Source organism: Streptomyces sp. NPDC096311 (assembly GCF_044763085.1).
Classification (GTDB): Bacteria; Actinomycetota; Actinomycetes; order Streptomycetales; family Streptomycetaceae; genus Streptomyces.
The window spans coordinates 146045-168729 of the sequence record NZ_JBIWFN010000026.1 but is presented as its reverse complement, the minus strand read 5'-3'; the positions used below and the strand labels follow the sequence as shown (position 1 = coordinate 168729).

The following is a 22685-nucleotide window of genomic DNA, read 5'->3' as shown; positions in this document are numbered from 1 at the left end:
ACCCAACGTGGCAGGAGTGGCACGCCGCCGCCTCGACGCCGAGCTGGTCCGCCGGAAGCTCGCCCGCTCACGCGAGCACGCCGGCCAGCTGATCGCCGCCGGCCGGGTGAGCGTCGGCAAGACCCTCGCGACCAAATCCGCCACCCAGGTGGAGACCGCGGCCGCGATCGTGGTCACCCAGGACGACAGCGACCCCGACTACGTCTCGCGCGGCGGCCACAAGCTCGCGGGCGCCCTGGCGGCCTTCGTACCCCAGGGACTGAAGGTCGAGGGGCGGCGGGCGCTGGACGCCGGAGCGTCCACCGGAGGCTTCACCGACGTACTGCTGCGCGCGGGCGTCTCCCATGTCGTCGCCGTCGACGTCGGCTACGGTCAACTCGCCTGGTCTCTGCAGAGCGATGAACGCGTCACCGTCAAGGACCGTACGAACGTACGCGAGTTGACGTTGGAGGCGATCGATGGGGAACCCGTGGATCTTGTAGTCGGGGATCTGTCCTTCATCCCGCTCGGCCTGGTGCTGCCCGCCCTCGTGCGGTGCGCGGCGCCCGACGCCGATCTGGTGATGATGGTCAAGCCGCAGTTCGAGGTGGGGAAGGAACGGCTGGGGAGTGGTGGAGTCGTACGCAGTCCTGAACTGCGCGCCGAGGCGGTGCGCGGAGTGGCCCGGCGGGCCGCGGAGCTGGGGCTCGGGGTGAAGGGCGTGACCGCGAGTCCGCTGCCCGGACCCTCGGGCAATGTCGAGTACTTTCTGTGGCTGCGTGACGGGGCACCCGAACTCGACCCGGCCGACGTTGACCGTGCAGTGGCGGAGGGGCCGCGTTGACACAGACCCGAGCTCGTACTGTTTTCCTGCTCGCCCACACCGGGCGGCCGGCCGCGATCCGCAGCGCCGAACTCGTGGTGCAGGGGTTGCTGCGCTCCGGGATCGGGGTGCGCGTGCTGGCGGCGGAGGCGGCCGATCTGCCGCTGCCGCCCGAGGTGGAGCTGGTGAAGGAAGCCACTCCGCAGTGCCTCGACGGATGCGAACTGCTGATCGTGCTCGGCGGTGACGGCACACTGCTGCGCGGCGCCGAGTTCGCCCGCGCCTCCGGCGTGCCGATGCTCGGCGTCAACCTCGGCAGCGTCGGCTTCCTGGCGGAGGCCGAGCGTGACGACCTCGACAAGGTCGTCGACCGGGTGGTGACCAAGGCGTACGAGGTCGAGGAGCGCATGACCGTCGACGTCGTCGTCCACCAGAACGGCGACATCGTGCACACCGACTGGGCGCTCAACGAGGCCGCCGTGCAGAAGGTCTCCGCCGAGAAGCTCCTCGAGGTCATCCTGGAGATCGACGGGCGGCCGGTCACCGGCTTCGGCTGCGACGGCATCGTCTGCGCGACCCCGACCGGGTCCACGGCGTACGCCTTCTCCGCCGGCGGGCCGGTCGTCTGGCCCGAGGTCGAGGCGCTGCTCATGGTGCCGATCAGCGCGCACGCGCTGTTCGCCAAGCCGATGGTGACCTCGCCGAACTCGGTGCTCGCGGTGGAGGTGCTGCCGCACATTCCGCCCGGAGTGCTGTGGTGCGACGGGCGGCGGACGGTGGAGCTGCCGCCGGGGGCGCGGGTGGAGGTACGGCGGGGGGCCGTGCCGGTGCGGCTGGCTCGACTGCACCACGCCTCGTTCACCGACCGGCTGGTGGCCAAGTTCGCGTTGCCGGTCTCCGGCTGGCGCGGGGCGCCGCACTGACGCTCCCGTCCGGTCCACTCCCGTGGGTGACAAGGCATCGTTTGTAGGTGCTTGTCACCTGCGGGTTCGCGGCTGCGGGGCGGGGGCCGTCGCACATCCGCGGCTGGACCTCGTAAGGTCGTGTCCGTGTTGGAGGAGATGCGGATACGGTCGCTCGGAGTCATCGACGACGCGGTCGTCGAGCTGTCGCCAGGCTTCACCGCCGTGACCGGTGAGACCGGTGCGGGCAAGACGATGGTGGTCACCAGCCTCGGGCTGCTGCTCGGCGGGCGCGCGGACCCCGCCCTCGTACGGATCGGCGCCAAGAACGCCGTCGTGGAGGGGCGGATCACCGTACCCACGGGCGGTACGGCGATCGTACGGGCCGAGGAGGCGGGCGCCGAGCTCGACGACGGCGCGCTGCTGATCAGCCGTACTGTTTCGGCCGAGGGGCGCTCACGGGCGCACCTGGGCGGCCGTTCCGTCCCGGTGGGTGTGCTCGCCGAGCTGGCCGACGAGCTGGTGGCCGTGCACGGGCAGACCGACCAGCAGGGGCTGCTCAAACTGTCCCGGCAGCGGCAGGCGCTCGACCGGTACGCCGGGGACGCGGTCGCCGTGCCGCTCGCCAAGTACACGGGGGCCTACCGGCGACTGCGGGCCATCTCCGCCGAACTGGACGAGATCACCACACGCGCGCGTGAGCGGGCCCAGGAAGCCGACCTGCTGCGCTTCGGACTCGAGGAGATCGCGGCGGTCGAGCCGCGCGCGGGCGAGGACGCGGAACTGTCGGCGGAGGCGGAGCGGCTCGGGCACGCGGAGGCGCTCGCGTCGGCCGCCACGGCCGCCCACGCCGCTCTCGCGGGCAATCCCGAGGACCCCGAGGGCATCGACGCGGCGACGCTCGTCGCGGGCGCGCACCGGGCCCTGGAGGCCGTACGGTCGCACGACGCCGCGCTCGCCGGGCTGTCCGGGCGGATCGGCGAGATCAACATCCTGCTGCGTGACGTGGCGGGGGAGCTGGCCGGGTACGCCGACGACCTTGACGCCGATCCCTTGCGGCTCGCGGCCGTGGAGGAGCGCCGCGCCGCGCTCACCCAGCTGACCCGGAAGTACGGCGAGGACATCGACGCCGTACTCGCGTGGGCCGAGCAGGGCGCCGCGCGGCTCCTCGAACTCGACGGCGACGACGAGCGGATCGACGAGCTGACCGGCGAGCGGGACGCGCTGCGGGCCGAACTGGGCGGGCTTGCCCAGGCGCTGACGGACGCCCGCACCGAGGCCGCCGAACGGTTCGCCGCCGCCGTGACCGCCGAGCTGGCCTCGCTCGCCATGCCGCACGCGCGCGTGTCGTTCGAGATCCGGCAGACCGACGACCCCGAGGGCGTGGAGCTCGGCGGGCGCACCGTCGCGTACGGGCCCGCGGGCGTGGACGAGGTCGAGCTGCTGCTCGCCCCGCATCCCGGGGCGCCGCCGCGGCCCATCGCCAAGGGGGCCTCCGGTGGTGAGCTCTCACGCGTGATGCTCGCGGTGGAGGTCGTCTTCGCGGGGACCGACCCGGTGCCGACGTATCTCTTCGACGAGGTCGACGCCGGTGTGGGTGGCAAGGCCGCGGTCGAGATCGGGCGGCGGCTGGCCAAGCTCGCCAAGAGCGCGCAGGTCGTCGTGGTGACTCATCTGCCGCAGGTCGCCGCGTTCGCCGACCGGCAGCTGCTGGTCGAGAAGACCAACGACGGGTCGGTGACGCGCTCCGGGGTGAAGGTGCTCGAGGGGGAGGAGCGGATTCGGGAGCTGTCCCGGATGCTGGCGGGGCAGGAGGACTCGGAGACGGCCCGGGCGCATGCGGAGGAGTTGTTGGCCACGGCTCGGGGCGACGGATAGTTCCCTCTGCGCGCGGGGGCCGGCTTTTTGCGTCGCTCCGCGACGGGCGCCCTGACCGCTCCGCGGTCTTCCCCTCGCCGCTCCGCGGCAGCTTTCCCGCCCCTTCGGCCGCTCCGCGGCCCCGAACCAGCCCGCTCCGCGGGCCCCTGGAGTTGTCGCGTGATCACCAGCTTCGGTACCGCCGTCGCCGTCACCCGAGCCACCATCGCAGGCCTGCGCACCAAGACCCCGGGCGGCCCGGAGCGCTGGCAGCGCACGAACTACGCCGGGCGCACCGTCGAGGTGTACGCCGGCCCCGCCACCGCCCTCGGAGCGGCGCTCGCGGCCGCGCGCGTCCACCGGGGCGCCGGGGCCGCGGTCCTGGCCGCCGGGGTGTGCGGCGCGTACGACGACGTGGCCGGGGCGGGGGACCCCCGCCGGGGGTTCCGGGCGCATCTGGGGGCGCTGAAGGACGGGGAGGTGACCAGCGGGGCGGTCAAGCTGTTCGGGATCTCGGCCGCGGGGCTGGTGGCGGGGGCGCTGCTCAAGGAGCGGCCGGTGGACAAGCTGCTCGCGGGGGTCGTGATCGCCGGGAGCGCGCACTTCGTCAACCTCGTGGACGTCCGGCCGGGGCGGGCCGCCGGTGCGGTGCTCGCGCTGGGGGCCCCGGGGCTGCTGCGGGGCGGGCCCGCCGGGCGCCTGTCGGCCGCGGCGATGGGTGCGGCGGCGGCCGTGTTCCCCGACGACCTCGGCGAGCGCGCGATGATCGGCGACACCGGGGCCCACGCGCTCGGCGCCGCGCTGGGCAGCGCGATCGTCGCGGGCACCGGGCGGGCCGGGCTCCTCGTCCACGCCGCGGCGCTGGTGGCCGCGACCGTGTACGGGGACAAGGTCAGCGAGGCGGTCGCGCGACCGCTGGGGTGAGGGGCGGACCACTCGTCGCGCAGGACAATCCGACGCGAAGGACCATCCGACGCGCAGGACAACCCGTCGCGAAGACACGCGACTTGTCACTCTTGTGGGTGACAGCTGTCGTCGAGTTGGGCGCTGCGCCGCAAGGCTTGCTCCGATGGCGGTCCCGGAACACCCGTACGGCCTGGCATCCTTGGCGTAGTACGCGGAGCACGACGTGCGGTACACCCCCCTCTGCCTTTCCCTCTGTACGTTCTCCGTGCCCGTCCGACGCCGAACCAGGAGCCCCGGCCACGTGAGCCACGTGAGCAGCCACTCACCGCACGGTCAGTCGCCGCTGCGCACCGTGCAGGTGCTCGGCGGCGCAAGCGCGGGCAGCAGCGTGCATGTGCGGTCGCTGGCCTCGGGGCTCGTCGCCCGGGGGGTGCGGGTCACCGTGTGCGCACCCGCCGAGGCCGACCTCGCGTACGGGTTCAGTGGCGTCGGCGCCCAGCACGTTCCCGTGCCGCGCAGCAGCGATCCGGCCGCCGTGGCCGCGCTGCGGGTGGCCTGCGCGGACGCCGATCTCGTGCACGCGCACGGGCTGCACGCCGCGCTGCGGGCCGCGCTCGCGCTCAGCGGGCGGCGCATCCCGCTCGTCGTCACCTGGCACACCCGTTCGCACGCGGAGGGCGCGCGGGCGCATCTGCTGCGGCTGCTGGAGCGGCGGGTCGCCAGAGCCGCGGCGGTGGTGCTGGGTTCCTCGTCCGACCTCGTGGACCGCGCCCGCAGGCGCGGGGCGCGGGACGCCCGGCTCGCGGCCGTCGCGTTCCCGACGCCGCGCAAGGCCGTCGAGTACGGGGACCCCGACCGGCTCCGCCACAAGGCGCGGGCCGAACTCGGCGCCATCGACCGCCCGTTGCTCATGGCCGTCGGTTCCCTCGACCGGCACCGCGGATACGACACGCTGCTGGACGCCTCGCGCGCGTGGCGCTCGCTTGACCCCGTGCCGCTCCTGGTGATCGCCGGGGAGGGGCCGCTGCGGGCGGCCCTCCAGCGGCGGATCGAGGACGAGGAGCTGCCGGTGCGGCTCGTCGGGCGGCGCGACGACGTCTCCGAGCTGCTTCTGGCCTCCGATCTCGCGGTGCTGCCGAGCGGTCGGGAGTCCCGTTCCGTGCTCGCCCAGGAGGCCTTGCACGCGCGTGTGCCGCTCGTCGCGACGGCCGTCGGAGGCATCCCCGAACTGGTCGGCGACGCGGCCGAACTCGTCCCGTGCGCGGACGCCGACGCGCTCGCCGCGGCCGTCGTACGACTGCTCGGGGACGACGATCGCCGGGAGTTGCTCAAGGAGCGGGGGGTGCGGCAGGCCACGACCTGGCCGACCGAGGACGAGACCGTCGCCCAAGTGCTCAGCGTCTACGACGAGTTGACCCAGACCAGGCCTCTTGCCTAGGAGCCGTCCGGTGGCTCAGGGCACGTGCCGTCGCGCTCGCAGTGCCAGGCTCAACGCCAGTACCGTCTGCGGGTCGTCCAGGTCCGTGCCCAGCAACTCCCCGATCCGGGCGAGGCGGTTGTAGAGGGTCTGCCGGTTCAGGTGCAGCTCGCGGGCTGTCTCCGCCTTGCGGCCCGCGTGCGCCAGGTACGTCTCCAGGGTGGGCAGCAGCGGCGGCTTGGAGCGGAGGTCGTGGTCGCGGAGGGGGCCGATGGCGCGGTCCACGAAGGCCGCCAGGTCCGGATGGTCGCGCAGCCGCCACAGGAGCAGGTCGGTGTCGAGGCGGCGGGCGTCGTACCAGGGGCGGTCCGTCAGGCCCTGCGCGGCCGTCGCCGTCTCCGCCGCGTGCCGCAGGCCCGCCGAGGCCGCCGCCCAGCCGCCCGCGACCCCGACCACCACCACGGGCGGCTGCGCGCCCGGCCGCTGCATGCCCGCGCGCTCCACGCCCGCCCTGAGGGCCGCCGCGACCCGGTCCGCGACCGCCGCCCGCTCGGACTCCGAACGCAGGCCCAGCAGCAGGGGGACGCGGCCCTCCACCGGGCGTACGCCCAAAAGGACCGGCACGCCCACCGAGGCCAGCTCCTCCGCGACCGCGCGCGCCAGGACGGCCCAGCCGCCGCCGGGGGAGGGGCCGTCGGCGAGCCGCATCACGACCGGCAGGAGCGGGCTGTTGCCGGGCTTGAAGCCGAGCACGCGGGCCTGTGCGGGGGCGTCCTCGGCGGCGATACGGCCCTCCGCGAGGTCGGTGAGGAAGTCGCCGCGTCCGCGTGCCGCGAGCTCCTCCTCCTGGCGGGCCTGCATGAGGACGACGGCCAGGATGCCCGCGGCCCGCTCCGCCGCGATCCGGTGCACGGGGGCGACCGGGGCGCTGACGGGCAGGAGGACCAGCCGGGCGCGTACCGAGCCGGTGCCGGGGCCGCCGCCCGGCACGTCCACGAGGGTCGTCCCGGCGGGCGGCTCCTCCTTGTGCTGGCCGCGCAGCCCCTCCCACACCTGGAGCGGATCGGCGCCGGCGGAGCCGGCCCCCGCGGCGTACAGGAGCTGTCCGTCCGGGGTCTCGAGGAAGACGGGGTTGCCGCTGAAGTCCGCGAGGATGCCGAGGACCTGAGGTATGCCCCCGCCGCCGAGCAGGGCCTCGGTACAGCGCCGGTGCACTTCCTCGGCCCGCTGCAGCAGCGCGTAGTGGCCGTTGACGATCTCGGTGTGGATCTCCTCCGTGACCGCCACGAAGGGCACCTCGCGGTGCAGCTGGACCAGCGGGAGACCGGCGGAGCGGGCCGTCTCCACGAGGGCCGAGGGCAGCCGGGTGAAGCGCGGGCCGAGCTCCACGACGAGCGCCGCGATACCGCGCTCCGCGAGCGTGCGGACGAACGCGCGCTGGTCGGCGGGGCGGGTGCCGAGGCCGTAGCCCGTGGTCAGGAGCAGTTCGCCGCCCTTGAGGAGCGAGGCGATGTTCGGGACCTCGCCGGCGTGCACCCAGCGCACGGTGCGGCCCAGCCGGTCGGCGCCCGCGAGGATCTCCGGCAGCCCGCTGCGCAGCCCGGGCAGCTCCAGCGCCCGCTGCACGGTGATTCCGGCGCCCTGGGTGTCGTATCGACTGTCCAAGTGGCTGTCCAAACGGCTGTCCATGCAGCGGACGGTACCCGGGGAGGCCTCCCGGAGGCATGTCCGAGGCCGGGCCGCTCACTACCGGGGCGGGATGTTGTGGTTGAAGCGGAAGACGTTGTCCGGGTCGTACGCGGCTTTCACCGCGGCCAGCCGGCGGATGTTCCCGGCGCCGAGGCCGGCCACCACGCGGTCGGCTCCCTCGTCGCCGACGAGGTTGAGGCAGACCGCGCCGGTGCTCCACGGCCGGAAGGCGGCACGCACGTCCTCGACCCACTGGACGCAGCGCCTGTCGTCTGCGGGGCCCTCCCACATCCCGAAGGGGTGCACGGTCCACCGGGCGTCCCGGAACGGCACCGGGAAGCGGTCCGGGCCTGAGGCGATCGCGCCGCCCTGCGGGAACAGCGAGTACCGGGTGTCCGTGGGCACGGGCATGGCGTTCCCCAGCTCGCAGAAGACGTCCACGGCCTCGTCGGGCAGACCGGTCAGGGACTCCGCGGAACAGTGGTTCCTCAGGCCGGGCGGGCTGTCCAGGATGCGCTGGAAGGCGGCGTAGGGGAGGGGCGTGAGGATCACGGCCTCGTGCGGCAGCGCCAGCAGCGGCCGGGCGAGCTTGCGGAGGTCCTGTTCGGGGCCCGGGTACGTCAGGAGTGCGTCCACCAGCTGGGTGCGGATGATGCCGCCGCCGGTCTCCGGTGGGGCGGCCTCGATGATCTCGCGGTAGATGCGGACCACGTCCGGACAGGACTGCGGGCGGTATGTCAGCAGGGCGATCGAGAAATCCGGCAGCGGGTGCGGTCTGAGGGTCAGTGCGGTGGCGACGCCGAAGTTGCCGCCACCGCCGTGCAGGGCCCAGAAGAGTTCCGGGTTCTCGTGATCGGTGGCCTGGATCTGCGAGCCGTCGCACGTGACCAGTTCGACGCCGAGCAGGTTGTCGACGGCGAGGCCGAAGGCGCGGTCGAGCCAGCCGGTGCCGCCGCCGAGGGCGAAGCCGGCGACGCCCGTGGTCGAGTTCCGGGCGCCGGTGGTGGCCAGGCCGTGGGGCCGGGTGGCCTGGTCGAGGTGGCTCATGAGGGCGCCGCCCTCGACCCGTACCGTCCGGGAGCCGGGGTCTACGGTCACCGCGTGCATCCGGCGCAGGTCGATGACCAGGCCGTTGTCGTTGAGCGACATCCCGGCCGGGCTGTGGCCGCCGGCCCGGATCGCGATGTGGAGGTCCAGGTCCCGCGCGAAGCGGACGCACTGGACCACGTCCGCCGTGGTCGCGCACTGGGCGATCACTGCGGGGTGGCGGTCGATGCGGGCGTTGAAGACCTTGCGGGCGTTGTCGTAGCCGGGGTCTTCCGGCCTGAAGGCGTCGCCGGTCAGGGCTGCGCGCAGGGCGGCGAGGCGGGTGTGGGCTTTCGAGAAGGGGGACATCGCAGGTGCCCCCTTTTTCAGGAGGGGACGGGACTGCTTTCAGCCTAGGGGCTTGTGTGAGGCTGCGGGCCGGTGGGGACCGGTCGCGCAGGTCCCCGCGCCCCTTGAGGGCGGTTGTCGGCGCCCCCTGAAGAAGGCAGCGGCCCGTGTCCCTGAGCGAGGCAGCGGCCCGTGTCGCTGTAGAAAGGCAGTGGCCCGCCACTCCCCCCGAAAGGGGAGCGCGGGCCGCTGTCGCGGTCGTTGTCAGCCGCCGTATGCCCCGCTTGCCGTCAGCCTGAGAGCCGTGTCGATCAGGGGCACGTGGCTGAAGGCCTGGGGGAAGTTGCCCACCTGGCGCTGGAGGCGGGGGTCCCATTCCTCGGCCAGGAGGCCCAGGTCGTTGCGGAGGGCCAGGAGCCTTTCGAAGAGCTTGCGGGCCTCGTCGACGCGGCCGATCATCGCCAGGTCGTCCGCCATCCAGAAGGAGCAGGCGAGGAAGGCCCCCTCGTCGCCCTCGAGGCCGTCCACGCCCGCGTCCTCGCCGGTGGTCGGGTAGCGCAGGATGAAGCCGTCCGGGGTGGACAGCTCGCGCTGGATCGCCTCGATGGTGCCGATCACGCGCTTGTCGTCCGGGGGGAGGAAGCCCATCTGCGGGATGAGGAGCAGCGAGGCGTCCAGCTCCTTGGAGCCGTACGACTGCGTGAAGGTGTTGCGCTCCTTGTCGTAGCCCTTCTCGCACACGTCCCGGTGGATGTCGTCGCGCAGTTCGCGCCACTTCTCCAGCGGGCCGTCCGCGTCACCGGACTCGATGAGCTTGATCGTGCGGTCGACGGCGACCCAGGCCATCACCTTGGAGTGCACGAAGTGGCGGCGCGGGCCGCGGACCTCCCAGATGCCCTCGTCCGGCTGGTCCCAGTGGTCCTCCAGGTAGCGGATCAGTTTCAGCTGGAGGAGCGAGGCGTAGTCGTTGCGGGACAGGCCCGTCATGTGGGCCAGGTGCAGGGCCTCGGTGACCTCGCCGTAGACGTCCAGCTGGAGCTGGTGCGCGGCGCCGTTGCCCACCCGCACGGGGCCCGAGTTCTCGTATCCGGGCAGCCAGTCGAGCTCCGCCTCGCCCAGCTCCCGCTCGCCCGCGATGCCGTACATGATCTGCAGGTTCTCCGGGTCGCCGGCCACGGCGCGCAGCAGCCATTCGCGCCAGGCGCGGGCCTCCTCGCGGTAGCCGGTGCGCAGGAGGGAGGAGAGGGTGATCGCCGCGTCGCGCAGCCAGGTGTAGCGGTAGTCCCAGTTGCGTACGCCGCCGATCTCCTCCGGGAGGGAGGTGGTGGGCGCGGCGACGATGCCGCCCGTGGGGGCGTACGTCAGGGCCTTGAGGGTGATCAGGGAGCGGACGACGGCCTCGCGGTAGGGGCCGTGGTACGTGCACTGGTCGACCCAGTCGCGCCAGAAGTCCTCGGTGGCCTCCAGGGCCTGCTCCGGCTCGGGCAGCGCGGGGGGCTTCTTGTGCGAGGGTTCCCACGAGATGGTGAACGCGATCCGGTCACCGGGTGCCACGGTGAAGTCCGCGTACGTGGTCAGCGCCTTGCCGTAGGTCTCGCAGACGGTGTCGAACCACACCGAGTCGGGTCCGGCAACGGCGACCGTGCGTCCCTCGTGCTTGTGCACCCAGGGCACGACACGGCCGTACGAGAAACGCATCCGCAGCGCGGAGCGCATCGGGACCCGGCCCGTGACGCCTTCCACGATCCGGATCAGTTGGGGCGCGCCGTCACGCGGCGGCATGAAATCGGTCACTCGGACCGTGCCGCGTGGGGTGTCCCACTCGGATTCGAGGATCAGCGAGTCGCCGCGGTACGAGCGGCGCGCCGCCGTCGGCGGTTCGGCGTCGGCCGCGTGGGCGGGCCCGAGCCGCCAGAATCCGTGTTCCTCCGTGCCGAGCAGTCCCGCGAAGATGGCATGAGAGTCGAAGCGGGGCAGGCACAGCCAGTCCACTGTGCCGTCCCGGCAGACCAGTGCTGCGGTCTGCATGTCTCCGATGAGTGCGTAGTCCTCGATGCGCCCGGCCACGTGCATCTCCAGTCGAACGGCCACGTCGCCCCCGAGGGGCGGTCGCTCTGCGGTCAGGGAACAGGAACGTTAAAACGTTAGAAGAATGAACGTTAGAACGTTGGTAAAGCGTCGCTGCGGAACGTCAATTATCGGTGCGATTGTCGTTGCGAAACGAACTGACGAGCTCTCGTGGTTCCGGGATACGGGCGGGGATGGTGCCGTGTGCCGGCCGGACTCGGCAGCGAGTGTCCGAGCAGGATACGACGCACGTGGGTGGTCCGCGTGCCGCTCCCGGCAACCCGACTGGTCCGATCGAGTGAGTGCTGTGTGTGGTCTGTGCCGATGTGTGTGCGCAGCGTGGCCGGAAGCAGCCTCCTCGGGTCGCTGATACCCTGGTAGCCCGTGGACCGGTGGGCAAGAAACCCCCGAACCGCAGCGACGGCACCTCCGGAAATCTTCGGACACCACGCCGGTACGCACCCCAGACCGCGACCACGGGAGCCCCCTCTTGGCCATGCCGCCCAAATCCACGACGACCAAGCACATCTTCGTCACCGGGGGTGTCGCCTCCTCCCTCGGTAAGGGCCTGACCGCCTCCAGCCTGGGTGCGCTGCTCAAGGCGCGGGGCCTGCGGGTCACCATGCAGAAGCTCGACCCCTACCTGAACGTCGACCCGGGCACCATGAACCCGTTCCAGCACGGCGAGGTGTTCGTCACCAACGACGGCGCCGAGACCGACCTGGACATCGGACACTACGAGCGCTTCCTCGACGTTGACTTGGACGGCTCCGCCAATGTCACTACAGGGCAGGTGTACTCGACGGTCATCGCCAAGGAGCGGCGCGGCGAGTACCTGGGCGACACCGTGCAGGTCATCCCGCACATCACCAACGAGATCAAGCACCGCATCCGGCGGATGGCGACCGACGACGTCGACGTCGTCATCACCGAGGTCGGCGGCACGGTCGGTGACATCGAGTCGCTGCCCTTCCTGGAGACCGTCCGCCAGGTCCGGCACGAGGTCGGCCGGGACAACGTGTTCGTGGTCCACATCTCGCTGCTGCCGTACATCGGCCCCTCCGGCGAGCTGAAGACCAAGCCGACCCAGCACTCGGTCGCGGCCCTCAGGAACATCGGTATCCAGCCGGACGCGATCGTGCTGCGCGCCGACCGTGAGGTGCCCACCGCCATCAAGCGCAAGATCTCGCTGATGTGCGACGTCGACGAGGCAGCCGTGGTCGCGGCCATCGACGCCAAGTCGATCTACGACATCCCGAAGGTGCTGCACACCGAGGGCCTGGACGCCTACGTCGTGCGCAAGCTGGACCTGCCCTTCCGCGACGTGGACTGGACGACCTGGGACGACCTGCTCGACCGCGTCCACAACCCGCTCCACGAGATCAACCTCGCGCTCGTCGGCAAGTACATCGACCTGCCCGACGCCTACCTCTCGGTCACCGAGGCGCTGCGCGCCGGCGGCTTCGCCAACAAGGCCCGCGTGAAGATCAAGTGGGTCACCTCGGACGACTGCAAGACCCCGGCGGGCGCCGCGAAGCAGCTCGGCGACGTCGACGCGATCTGCATCCCCGGCGGCTTCGGCGACCGTGGCGTGTCGGGCAAGGTCGGCGCGATCCAATACGCCCGCGAGAACAAGATCCCGCTGCTCGGCCTCTGTCTCGGCCTGCAGTGCATCGTGATCGAGGCCGCGCGCAACCTGGCCGGCATCCCGGACGCCAACTCCACCGAGTTCGACTCCGCCACCGCCCACCCGGTCATCTCCACGATGGCCGAGCAGCTCGACATCGTGGCGGGCGAGGGCGACATGGGCGGAACGATGCGCCTGGGCATGTATCCGGCCAAGCTCGCCGAGGGCTCCATCGCGCGCGAGGTGTACGACGGCAAGGAGTACGTCGAGGAGCGTCACCGCCACCGCTACGAGGTGAACAACGCCTACCGCGGCGAGCTGGAGAAGAAGGCCGGTCTGCAGTTCTCCGGCACCTCCCCGGACGGCAAGCTCGTGGAGTACGTCGAGTACCCGCGCGAGGTGCACCCCTACCTGGTCGCGACCCAGGCGCACCCCGAGCTGCGCTCCCGCCCGACCCGCCCGCACCCGCTCTTCGCGGGTCTGGTCAAGGCCGCCGTCGCGCGCAAGACGGGCAAGTAACACAAGGGCTGTACGGTGGCCGGGGTACGCGTCTTTTGGGACACGTGCCCCGGTTTTCGTTCGGTGCGTAGGAGGAACAGGGCGACATGACGATCAAGGACTCCCCCGAGGAGTGGGAAGTCAGGGCCACCGCGACTCCCTTCGTCGGCAACAAGACGTCCGTCCGCACCGACGACGTGGTCATGCCGGACGGATCGGTCGCCCGCCGTGACTACCAGGTCCACCCCGGCTCCGTGGCCGTCCTCGCCCTCGACCACCAGGACCGCGCGGTGGTGCTGCACCAGTACCGGCACCCCGTGCGCCACAAGCTGTGGGAGATCCCGGCCGGACTCCTCGACGTGCCCGGTGAGAACCCGCTGCACGCCGCGCAGCGCGAGCTGTACGAGGAGGCGCACGTCAAGGCCGAGGACTGGCGGGTGCTGACCGACGTCTACACCACCCCGGGCGGCTGCTCCGAGGCCGTGCGGATCTTCCTCGCCCGCGATCTCTCCGAGGCCGAGGGGGAGCGCTTCGAGGTCGAGGACGAAGAGGCCGACATGGAGCTGGCCCGGGTCCCCGTCGGCGACCTCGTGCGCGGGGTGCTCGCCGGCGAACTGCACAACAACTGTCTCGTCGTGGGCGTCCTCTCCCTGGTCGCCGCCCGCGGCGGCGACGGACTCGACGCGCTGCGCCCGGCCGAGGCGCCCTGGCCGGCCCGCCCGTTCGAGTCCTGACGCACCGCGGACGCTCCTCTCCCACGACCGGATCCCCGACCGGACAGCATCAGTCCTACGATCGGCTGATCCGATCGGGGGACGTCCCCGCCGTGCTCCGCCCGGATCGTCGCAGAGCGTGAACTAGGCTCTGGAAACGCCCGAACCGGAGTCCCGGCGGGCTTGCGCGCGCAGTGGGACGGGAGCGTGGCCCGTGGCGGATCAGGCGGTGGACACAGACGGCACGAAAGTGTCGTCGGAGGGGCGGCGCCCGGCTGCCGGGTCCGCTCCTACGGAGGGTCAGTTCCTCGGCCGCACACGAGAGTTGAAGGAACTCAGGGTCGACATCGAGCGCGCGGGCCTGGACACTCTCGCGGGCCGCAAGGCACCCCGAGCGCGCGTGCTGCTCATCGCCGGCAAGCCCGGATCGGGCCGCACCGCGCTCGCCGAGGAGCTCGTACGGCAGGTTGCGGGGAGTTACCCGGACGGGGTGCTGCGCGCCCGGCTCACCGAACCCGACGGCACCCCCGTGCCCACCGAGCGCACCGCGCGGGAACTGCTGAGGACCCTGGAGCTGCCCGCGCCGGCGGGGGCAGCCGCCGACGACCTGAGCGAGGCGGTGCGCGAGGCCCTCGCTACCCGCCGCGTCCTGCTGCTGCTCGACGACGCGGCCGACGCCGAGCAGGTCGACGCGCTGCTCCCGGACACCCCCGAGTGCCTGGTCGTCGCGGTCTCCGGCGGGCCGCTGACCGGCATCGCGGACGTCCGCCCCTGCACCCTGGGCGGCCTGGACACCAAGTCCGCGCTCGGACTGCTCGACCGCTTCACCGGCTCGGTGCGCATCACCGTCGACCCGCTCGCGGCCGAGGGACTGGTCGAGGAGTGCGCCGGTCAGCCCGCCGCCCTGCGCCTCGCGGGCGGCTGGCTCGCCGCCCGCCCCACCTCGGCCGTCGCCGACCTCGCCAAGCAACTGCGCACCGAGGGCGACGAGAGCACCCCGCTCGGCCGGGTCTTCCACCTCGTCTACACCGCGCTGTCCGCCACCGCCGCGCGGATACTGCGTCTGCTCTCGCTCGCCCCGGCCGGCCTCATCGACCCGCACACCGCGTCCGCGCTGGCCGGCTGCTCGGTGGACACCGCGCGGGCCGCGCTGGACGACTTCGTCGGCTTCGGCCTCGTACGGCCCGTCGAGTCGCGGCTGCCGCAGTACGAGGTGCCCGGCTGCCTGCTGCCGCTGCTGCGCTCCCTCGCCGAGAGCCAGGACCGCCCGGCCGAACTGCAGCTGGCCCGCGCCCGGATGCTGGAGCGGACCGTACGGCTGCTGGTGTCCTGCCGCGCCATCACCGAGACCGACAACGCGCCCGCCCGCGAGAAGCTCGCCGCGCTGCCCCGCGAACTGCGCTTCCCGACCCCCAGGGCGGCCGAGGACTGGCTGCGCGTCCGCCAGCCCGCGCTGCTGGCCGCGGCCCGGCTCGCGGTCGCGGACGGGGAGCTGGACACCCTGGCCAGGCGGCTGATGGCCGCGCTGGTGCGGGCGATGGTCGCCCACTTCGGCACCCGGGCCGCGGCGCCCGAGCTGTACGGCATCCACCGCCTCGTCCTCGACGTCGCCGAGCGCCGGGGCCTGCCCCGCGAGCAGGCCGCGGCCCTGCTGAACCTCGCCGACCTGGACGCGCAGACCGGCCGTACGGCCGACGCCCTGACCCGCTACCGGGCCGCCCTGGACGCCGGACGCGAGGCGAACGACCCGTATGCGACCGGCCGCGCGATGGAATCCGTAGGCGGCGCCCACCAGGAGCTCGGGGACCACGACCGGGCCGCCGACTGGTACGGCAGGGCGCTCGCCCAGCGCCTGGCGCGGGACGAGCGGGTGGACGCCGCCCGGCTGTACGGCCGTATCGCCACCGCGCACACCTACGCGGGCCGCTACGGCGAGGCGCTGCGCAACTGGCGCGCCGCCGTCACCGGACACCGCAGGAACGGCGATGTGCCCGCTCAGGCACGGGCGTTGAGCGAGCTGGCGCGCGTCCAGGAGTACGCCGGACGGCCCGAGGAGTCGCTGCGCACCTGCCACGAGGCGGTCGAGTGGGCGCGCCGCGCCGAGGACCACCGGCTGCAGGCCGCGCTGCAGCTCCGGCTGGCCGACACCCTGGACCGGCTCGGCGACCCCGCCGCGGCGCGACTGCACCGCAAGGCGGCCGAGCGCATGCTGGGTGATGAGCTCCCGGAGAGCGCGACGGCCATGGAAGACCCAGACGGCACAGAAGGCACGGAACAAGACGCTAACGCCTGCGAAATCCGTAGTACATCCGTCGAAGATTGATGCATTGAAAGGCTAGACAGAGAGAACCCCTTCATTAGACTGGCTCCGCCGCGTTCTTCCGTGGTGTCTCCCGATGCGCCCCCGTGCATCCGGGTATGACATGCATTGCCCTGGCTTGCATCGCCCCGGCCGTGCATAGCCCCAGAACCCTCTGAGTCAAGGACCGTGATCGACGTGAAGGTCGGCATCCCCCGCGAGGTCAAGAACAACGAGTTCCGGGTGGCCATCACCCCCGCCGGTGTGCATGAGCTGGTGCGCAACGGCCACCAGGTCGTCGTCGAGCGGAACGCCGGTGTCGGCTCCTCGATCACGGACGACGAGTACGTTTCCGCCGGTGCGCAGATCCTGGAGACCGCCGACGAGGTCTGGGCCGCCGCCGACCTGCTGCTGAAGGTCAAGGAGCCCATCGCGGAGGAGTACCACCGCCTCCGCAAGGACCAGACCCTCTTCACCTACCTGCACCTGGCCGCGTCCAAGGAGTGCACCGACGCGCTCCTGGAGTCCGGCACCACGGCGATCGCGTACGAGACGGTCGAGCTGCCGAGCCGCGCGCTGCCGCTGCTCGCCCCGATGTCCGAGGTCGCGGGCCGCCTCGCCCCCCAGGTCGGCGCCTACCACCTGATGGCCGCCAACGGTGGCCGCGGTGTGCTGCCCGGCGGTGTCCCCGGTGTGCTGCCCGCCAAGGCGGTCGTCATCGGCGGCGGCGTCTCCGGCTGGAACGCCGCGCAGATCGCCATCGGCATGGGCTTCCAGGTGACCCTGCTCGACCGTGACATCAACAAGCTCAAGGAGGCGGACAAGATCTTCGGCACGAAGATCCAGACCGTCGTCTCCAACGCCTTCGAGCTCGAGAAGGCCTGCCTCGAGGCCGACCTCGTCATCGGTGCGGTCCTCATCCCCGGCGCCAAGGCCCCGAAGCTCGTCACCAACGAGCTGGTCTCCCGGATGAAGGCGGGAAGTGTTCTTGTCGACATCGCGATCGACCAGGGCGGCTGCTTCGAGGACTCCCGCCCGACCACGCACGCCGAGCCGACCTTCCCGGTCCACAACTCGGTCTTCTACTGCGTCGCCAACATGCCCGGCGCCGTGCCCAACACCTCCACGTACGCGCTGACCAACGCCACGCTGCCGTACATCGTGGAACTGGCCAACCGCGGCTGGGCCGAGGCGCTGCGCCGCGACCCCGCGCTGGCCAAGGGCCTCAACACGCACGACGGCAAGGTCGTGTACCGGGAGGTCGCGGAGGCGCACGGCCTGGAGCACCTCGAGCTGGAGTCCCTGCTCGGCTGAGACACCGAAGGGTGACCGGACGAGTGGCCGGCTGACCCATCAATCAGCAAAAGGCGATACGTCAACACAGGTCGTCAACGCCCCGCACCCGGCCGGACCTTGCCCAGCGAGGTCCGGCCGGGTGTGTGTCGGGTCACTTTGCGACACTCGTTCAACTCGCCACGAACGTAACCGTTTAACCGATTCGCACACCCGTGAAACCTGCTGTGCGACGGCCTTACGCCCTTGACAGAGGGGTGTTCGGTTGCCGACACATCGGGTCGGGTCCGGCGGATTGTGTTGCTGCGGACCGGTGACACGCCATAGAGTCGCCAACCGTCGGCATGGTGCCACGCTGACCTATCTAGAAGTTTCCTGGTCACCAAGGAGGTAAGACGACTTGTGAATGAGTCGACATTTACTCCCGGGGGTGGTCAACCAGGAATGCCGGCGCGGGGCCAGGGCCCCACGGGGCTCGAGGCTGTCGGCTCCGTCGCTGTCCGAACCTTCGCAGCGCAAAAGAGTCCCCGGATGACTCAGACAGCACACCAGAGCATGGATGGCCATCACGTGAACGCCATGGCCGGCAACGGAAGTGGCGGGAACCACACCCACTTCGCCGACTACGACGAACTGCCCGAGGGGCACTTCTACGACCCCGACGCCGAGTACGAGCCCGATCCGGAGTACGCGGCCACGCTCGCGCCCGACGCGGCCCGTCAGCGCCGTGAGCGCGTCGGACCGACCGGACGCCCGCTGCCCTACTTCCCGATCCCGGGTCCGCTGACCAGCCACGGCCCCGCGACGATCATCGCGATGTGCAACCAGAAGGGCGGCGTCGGCAAGACGACGTCGACCATCAACCTGGGCGCCGCGCTCGCGGAGTACGGACGCCGGGTCCTGCTCGTCGACTTCGACCCGCAGGGCGCGCTCTCCGTGGGCCTCGGCGTCAACCCCATGGAGCTCGACCTCACCGTCTACAACCTGCTCATGGAGCGGGGCATGGCGGCCGACGAGGTGCTCCTGAAGACGGCGGTCCCGAACATGGACCTGCTGCCCAGCAACATCGACCTGTCCGCCGCCGAGGTGCAGTTGGTGTCCGAGGTCGCGCGCGAGTCCACGCTCCAGCGTGCGCTGAAGCCGCTGATGGCCGACTACGACTACATCGTGATCGACTGTCAGCCCTCGCTCGGCCTGCTCACCGTCAACGCCCTCACGGCGGCCCACAAGGTGATCGTGCCGCTCGAGTGCGAGTTCTTCGCCCTGCGCGGTGTCGCGCTGCTCACCGAGACCATCGAGAAGGTCCAGGAGCGGCTCAATCCCGAGCTGGAGCTCGACGGCATCCTCGCCACTATGTACGACTCCCGCACGGTGCACAGCCGTGAGGTGCTCGCGCGCGTGGTCGAGGCGTTCGACGATCACGTCTACCACACGGTGATCGGCCGGACCGTCCGCTTCCCGGAGACCACCGTCGCCGGTGAGCCGATCACCACGTACGCCTCCAACTCCGTCGGTGCCGCCGCCTATCGCCAGCTCGCCAGGGAGGTGCTCGCCCGGTGTCACGCCGAGTGAGTCTGCCGGGGGCCGACGAACTGTTCCGTACCACCGGGGGCATGGCGCTCCAGTCCTCCACCCCCACCCGCCGGACCAACGGCGAGGCCCGGGTACCGGCTCCGGCCGGTGAGAGCGACCCGGCCGCCGTCGCGGAGGACGCGCCGCAGTCGGTGCCCGTGCAGGGCGGTGACGGCGAGGGCGACGAACACGTGGCGGCGGACGCCGAGGCGGACGCGGGAGAGTCCCGCAGCCGGGGTACGGCCCCGGAGCGCTCGGCGCGGCGCCAGGCGACGCAGGAGGGCGCCGGCGGGCAGCCAGCCCGCGGCAGCAAGCGCTCCCGCGCCGCCAACCGGCGGCCCAGCGGGCGGGAGCGGCACGACGAGAAGATCACGGTGTACGTGTCCGCCGAGGAGCTCATGGACCTCGAGCACGCCCGGCTGGTGCTCCGCGGGGAGCACGGGCTCGCGGTCGACCGCGGCCGGATCGTCCGCGAGGCGGTCGCCGTCGTACTCGCCGATCTTGAATCCCGCGGGGACGCGAGCATCCTCGTACGACGGCTTCGCGGGCGGTAGCGGTAGCCTGCGACGGCTATGACCTCGAACGACACCTCTGTCCCCGCCGGCTCCGGCGGCCGTCGCCGTGTCCTGGGGCGGGGCCCCGGCGCGACGCCGGTCCCGACGGAGGAGCGGGACGGGCGGCCCGAGGAGCGCGTCGAGTCGGCCGAGGGGCCGCCGACCGACGGTCGAGCCGAGCCGGTCGAGGAGCCCGTCGAGGAGTCGGTCGAGAAGCCCGTCGAGGAGCCCGTCGAGGCCGCCGCGGAGACGGCGCCCGAGCCTCCGGCGGTGCACCTCCCGGCGGACAGGGCGCTTGAGCCTCCGGCCGAGCCTCCCGCACAGGCCGAGGCCGGTGACGGGGTCTTCAAGGTGCGGCTCGCGAACTTCGAGGGGCCGTTCGACCTGCTGCTCCAGTTGATCTCGAAGCACAAGCTCGATGTCACCGAAGTGGCGCTGTCCAAGGTCACCGACGAGTTCATGGCGCACATCAGGGCGATGGGGCCCGACTGGGACCTCGACCAGACGACCGAGTTCCTGGTCGTCGCGGCGACGCTGCTCGATCTGAAGGCCGCGCGGCTGCTCCCGGCCGCCGAGGTCGAGGACGAGGCGGATCTGGCGCTGCTGGAGGCCCGGGACCTGCTGTTCGCGCGGCTGCTCCAGTACCGCGCCTACAAGCAGATCGCGGACATCTTCAACGCCCGGCTGGAGGAAGAGGGCCGCCGTTACCCGCGTACCGTCGGGCTGGAAGCCCACCACGCCGAGCTGCTGCCCGAGGTGGTCATCAGCATCGGGGCGGAAGGATTCGCCAGGCTCGCCGTGAAGGCGATGCAGCCCAAGCCCAAGCCGCAGGTGTACGTCGACCACATCCACGCCCCGCTGGTGAGCGTGCAGGAGCAGGCCGGGATCGTGGTGGCGCGGCTGCGGGAGCTCGGGGAGGCCAGTTTCCGCGCCCTCGTCGAGGACACCGAGGACACCCTCACCGTCGTGGCCCGGTTCCTGGCCCTGCTGGAGCTCTACCGGGAGAAGGCCGTCGCCCTCGATCAGGAGGAGGCCCTCGGGGAGCTCATGGTGCGCTGGACGGGCGGCGAAGGCGACGGTCAGCCGAGGGTGACGGACGAGTTCGACCGCCCGCCGGAGCCGGCCAAGGACGACCGGGCCAAGGACGGCGGCACCAAGGACGACAAGATCAAGGACGGCGCCAAGGAGGACAAGGCGTGAACCAGGAGACCACCGACGTCCCGGCGGGCCTGCGTACCGTCGCCGACCTCGATCTGAAGCCCGCCCTGGAGGCCGTCCTCATGGTCGTGGACGAGCCCGCGACCGAGGAGCACCTCGCGAAGATCCTGGAGCGGCCCAAACGGCAGATCAAGGACGCGCTGCGGGAGCTGGCCGACGAGTACACCGTCCAGGGCCGCGGTTTCGAGCTTCGGCTCATCGCGGGGGGCTGGCGTTTCTACACCCGGCCCGAATACGCGGCGGCCGTCGAACGCTTCGTTCTCGACGGGCAGCAGGCCCGGCTCACCCAGGCGGCGCTTGAGACCCTGGCGGTCGTCGCGTACCGCCAGCCGGTCAGCCGATCCAGGGTCTCGGCGGTCCGCGGAGTGAACTGCGACGGTGTGATGCGCACCCTGTTGCAGCGCGGTCTGGTCGAGGAGGCGGGCACGGAACCCGAAACAGGTGCGATCCTGTACGTGACGACGAACTACTTCCTGGAGCGAATGGGCCTGCGCGGTCTGGACGAGCTCCCGGAGCTCGCGCCCTTCCTCCCCGAGGCGGACGCGATCGAGGCCGAGACGCTGGAAGGGGTCCCGTCGTTCGATCCGGATGCACCGGATGCAGATGCAGACGACACGACGACGACGGAACTTTGATGCGAAGCAGTGGCAGCGGCAGTGGCAGGAACAGCGGGCGCGGCAACCCGCGCGGTAGCGGTGGAGGCGGTAATCCCCGCGGGACCGGCGGAGGCGGCAACCCCCGCGGGACCGGCGGGAGCGGCAACCCCCGGGGCACCGGTGGGGGCGGCTCCCAGCCGAGGAGCGCGGGAGGGCGCGACGACAGGCCGAAGCGCGCCGGTAAGCCCCGCCCCGAGGAGCGCCGCTACGACGTAGGCCCCGCCGCGTCCCACGAAGGCCCGAAGTCCGGGCGCGGCAACGCGGCCCGCGGCGGCGCCAAGGGCGGCCCCAAGCAGGGCCAGCAGCGCGGCGGCCGTACGGAGCCCGCGCGTTCCCGCGAGTACGAGACGCGGGCCGAGGAACGCAACCGGGACCGGTATGCGGGCAAGCCTGACGTCAAGCTGCCCAAGACCTTCCCGGGCGCCGAGGAGGAGGGTGAGCGCCTGCAGAAGGTGCTCGCGCGTGCTGGCTACGGCTCCCGGCGTGCCTGTGAGGAACTCGTCGAGCAGGCCCGGGTCGAGGTCAACGGCCAGATCGTCCTGGAGCAGGGGCTACGCGTCGACCCCGAGAAGGACGAGATCCGGGTCGACGGTCTGACCGTTGCCACGCAGTCGTACCAGTTCTTCTCGCTGAACAAGCCGGCCGGTGTGGTCTCGACCATGGAGGACACGGAGGGCCGGCAGTGCCTCGGTGACTACGTGACGAACCGCGAGACGCGGCTCTTCCACGTCGGGCGGCTCGACACCGAGACCGAGGGCGTCATCCTGCTCACCAACCACGGCGAGCTGGCGCACCGGCTGACCCACCCCAAGTACGGCGTGAAGAAGGTCTACCTCGCGCACATCGTGGGTCCCATCCCGCGCGACCTGGGCAAGCGGCTCAAGGACGGCATCCAGCTGGAGGACGGGTACGCCAAGGCGGACCACTTCCGCGTCGTCGAGCAGACCGGCAAGAACTACCTCGTCGAGGTGACCCTGCACGAGGGCCGCAAGCACATCGTGCGCCGCATGCTCGCGGAGGCCGGCTTCCCGGTCGACAAGCTCGTGCGCGTGGCCTTCGGTCCGATCACCCTGGGCGACCAGAAGTCGGGCTGGCTGCGCCGCCTGTCGAACACCGAGGTCGGGATGCTCATGCAGGAGGTCGATCTCTAGGCCTCGCCCGACGGCCCTGGAGGGCGCTGTGTGCCCTCCGCCCGCCTTCACCGCCCTCGGGGGGCACGGCGGGGCTCCGACGCGCTCCAG

The 22685-nt window shown here is 71.9% G+C and carries 17 protein-coding genes; 14 read left to right on the top strand and 3 right to left on the bottom strand.

Annotation, left to right across the window (positions count from 1 at the left end):
* The first annotated feature begins 7 nt into the window (after positions 1-7).
* From ACIRA5_RS45435 to ACIRA5_RS45415, 5 genes are all read left to right on the top strand, one after another.
* Positions 8-823, top strand: a complete 816-nt coding sequence (locus ACIRA5_RS45435; protein ID WP_403702016.1) for a TlyA family RNA methyltransferase — start codon at positions 8-10, stop codon at positions 821-823.
* A complete protein-coding gene (locus ACIRA5_RS45430; RefSeq protein ID WP_352051349.1) occupies positions 820-1725 on the top strand; it encodes an NAD kinase in 906 nt (301 codons plus the stop codon). The genes ACIRA5_RS45435 and ACIRA5_RS45430 overlap by 4 nt, the downstream gene beginning before the upstream one ends.
* 126 nt (positions 1726-1851) lie before the next feature.
* Complete coding sequence (gene recN / locus ACIRA5_RS45425) at positions 1852-3582, top strand: DNA repair protein RecN (protein ID WP_403702013.1); 1731 nt, start codon at positions 1852-1854, stop codon at positions 3580-3582.
* A 159-nt stretch (positions 3583-3741) separates the two neighbouring features.
* Positions 3742-4485 carry a hypothetical protein gene (locus ACIRA5_RS45420; RefSeq protein WP_403702010.1) on the top strand — a complete coding sequence of 248 codons (744 nt, stop codon included), beginning with the start codon at positions 3742-3744 and terminating at the stop codon, positions 4483-4485.
* Between the two features lie 283 nt (positions 4486-4768).
* The gene (locus ACIRA5_RS45415) at positions 4769-5905 is read left to right on the top strand and encodes a glycosyltransferase family 4 protein (protein WP_403702008.1); all 1137 of its coding nucleotides are present in this window, start codon (positions 4769-4771) and stop codon (positions 5903-5905) included.
* A 15-nt stretch (positions 5906-5920) separates the two neighbouring features.
* On the opposite strand, the gene ACIRA5_RS45410 is transcribed toward ACIRA5_RS45415, so the two are convergent.
* The 3 genes from ACIRA5_RS45410 to ACIRA5_RS45400 form a co-directional block, all read right to left on the bottom strand.
* The gene (locus ACIRA5_RS45410; RefSeq protein WP_403702005.1) at positions 5921-7573 is read right to left on the bottom strand and encodes a PucR family transcriptional regulator; all 1653 of its coding nucleotides are present in this window, start codon (positions 7571-7573) and stop codon (positions 5921-5923) included.
* Between the two features lie 57 nt (positions 7574-7630).
* Positions 7631-8968 carry an FAD-binding protein gene (locus ACIRA5_RS45405; protein ID WP_403702002.1) on the bottom strand — a complete coding sequence of 446 codons (1338 nt, stop codon included), beginning with the start codon at positions 8966-8968 and terminating at the stop codon, positions 7631-7633.
* 243 nt (positions 8969-9211) lie between these two features.
* Positions 9212-11020, bottom strand: coding sequence for a glycoside hydrolase family 15 protein (locus ACIRA5_RS45400; RefSeq protein ID WP_403702057.1), 1809 nt, complete (start codon positions 11018-11020; stop codon positions 9212-9214).
* Between the two features lie 490 nt (positions 11021-11510).
* On the opposite strand from ACIRA5_RS45400, the gene ACIRA5_RS45395 reads away from it, so the two are divergent.
* The 9 genes from ACIRA5_RS45395 to ACIRA5_RS45355 all read left to right on the top strand — a co-directional run bounded on the left by ACIRA5_RS45395 (position 11511) and on the right by ACIRA5_RS45355 (position 22595).
* Complete coding sequence (locus ACIRA5_RS45395) at positions 11511-13160, top strand: CTP synthase (RefSeq protein ID WP_403701999.1); 1650 nt, start codon at positions 11511-11513, stop codon at positions 13158-13160.
* A gap of 86 nt (positions 13161-13246) precedes the next feature.
* Positions 13247-13873 carry an NUDIX domain-containing protein gene (locus ACIRA5_RS45390; RefSeq protein ID WP_403701997.1) on the top strand — a complete coding sequence of 209 codons (627 nt, stop codon included), beginning with the start codon at positions 13247-13249 and terminating at the stop codon, positions 13871-13873.
* A gap of 193 nt (positions 13874-14066) precedes the next feature.
* Positions 14067-16175: a tetratricopeptide repeat protein gene (locus ACIRA5_RS45385; RefSeq protein ID WP_403701994.1), complete on the top strand. Its 2109-nt coding sequence runs from the start codon at positions 14067-14069 to the stop codon at positions 16173-16175.
* Between the two features lie 165 nt (positions 16176-16340).
* Entirely contained in the window at positions 16341-17465 is a 1125-nt protein-coding gene (ald, locus tag ACIRA5_RS45380; RefSeq protein ID WP_352051355.1) for an alanine dehydrogenase, read from the top strand.
* A gap of 423 nt (positions 17466-17888) precedes the next feature.
* Entirely contained in the window at positions 17889-19016 is a 1128-nt protein-coding gene (locus ACIRA5_RS45375) for a ParA family protein (protein ID WP_075027827.1), read from the top strand.
* A complete protein-coding gene (locus tag ACIRA5_RS45370) occupies positions 19001-19570 on the top strand; it encodes a hypothetical protein (protein ID WP_075027826.1) in 570 nt (189 codons plus the stop codon). Before ACIRA5_RS45375 ends, ACIRA5_RS45370 begins: the two co-directional genes overlap by 16 nt.
* A gap of 18 nt (positions 19571-19588) precedes the next feature.
* A complete protein-coding gene (locus tag ACIRA5_RS45365) occupies positions 19589-20770 on the top strand; it encodes a segregation and condensation protein A (protein ID WP_403701990.1) in 1182 nt (393 codons plus the stop codon).
* The gene (gene scpB, locus ACIRA5_RS45360) at positions 20767-21423 is read left to right on the top strand and encodes an SMC-Scp complex subunit ScpB (RefSeq protein ID WP_351699047.1); all 657 of its coding nucleotides are present in this window, start codon (positions 20767-20769) and stop codon (positions 21421-21423) included. Before ACIRA5_RS45365 ends, scpB begins: the two co-directional genes overlap by 4 nt.
* Positions 21423-22595: a pseudouridine synthase gene (locus tag ACIRA5_RS45355; protein WP_403701987.1), complete on the top strand. Its 1173-nt coding sequence runs from the start codon at positions 21423-21425 to the stop codon at positions 22593-22595. The genes scpB and ACIRA5_RS45355 overlap by 1 nt, the downstream gene beginning before the upstream one ends.
* Positions 22596-22685 lie beyond the last annotated feature (90 nt).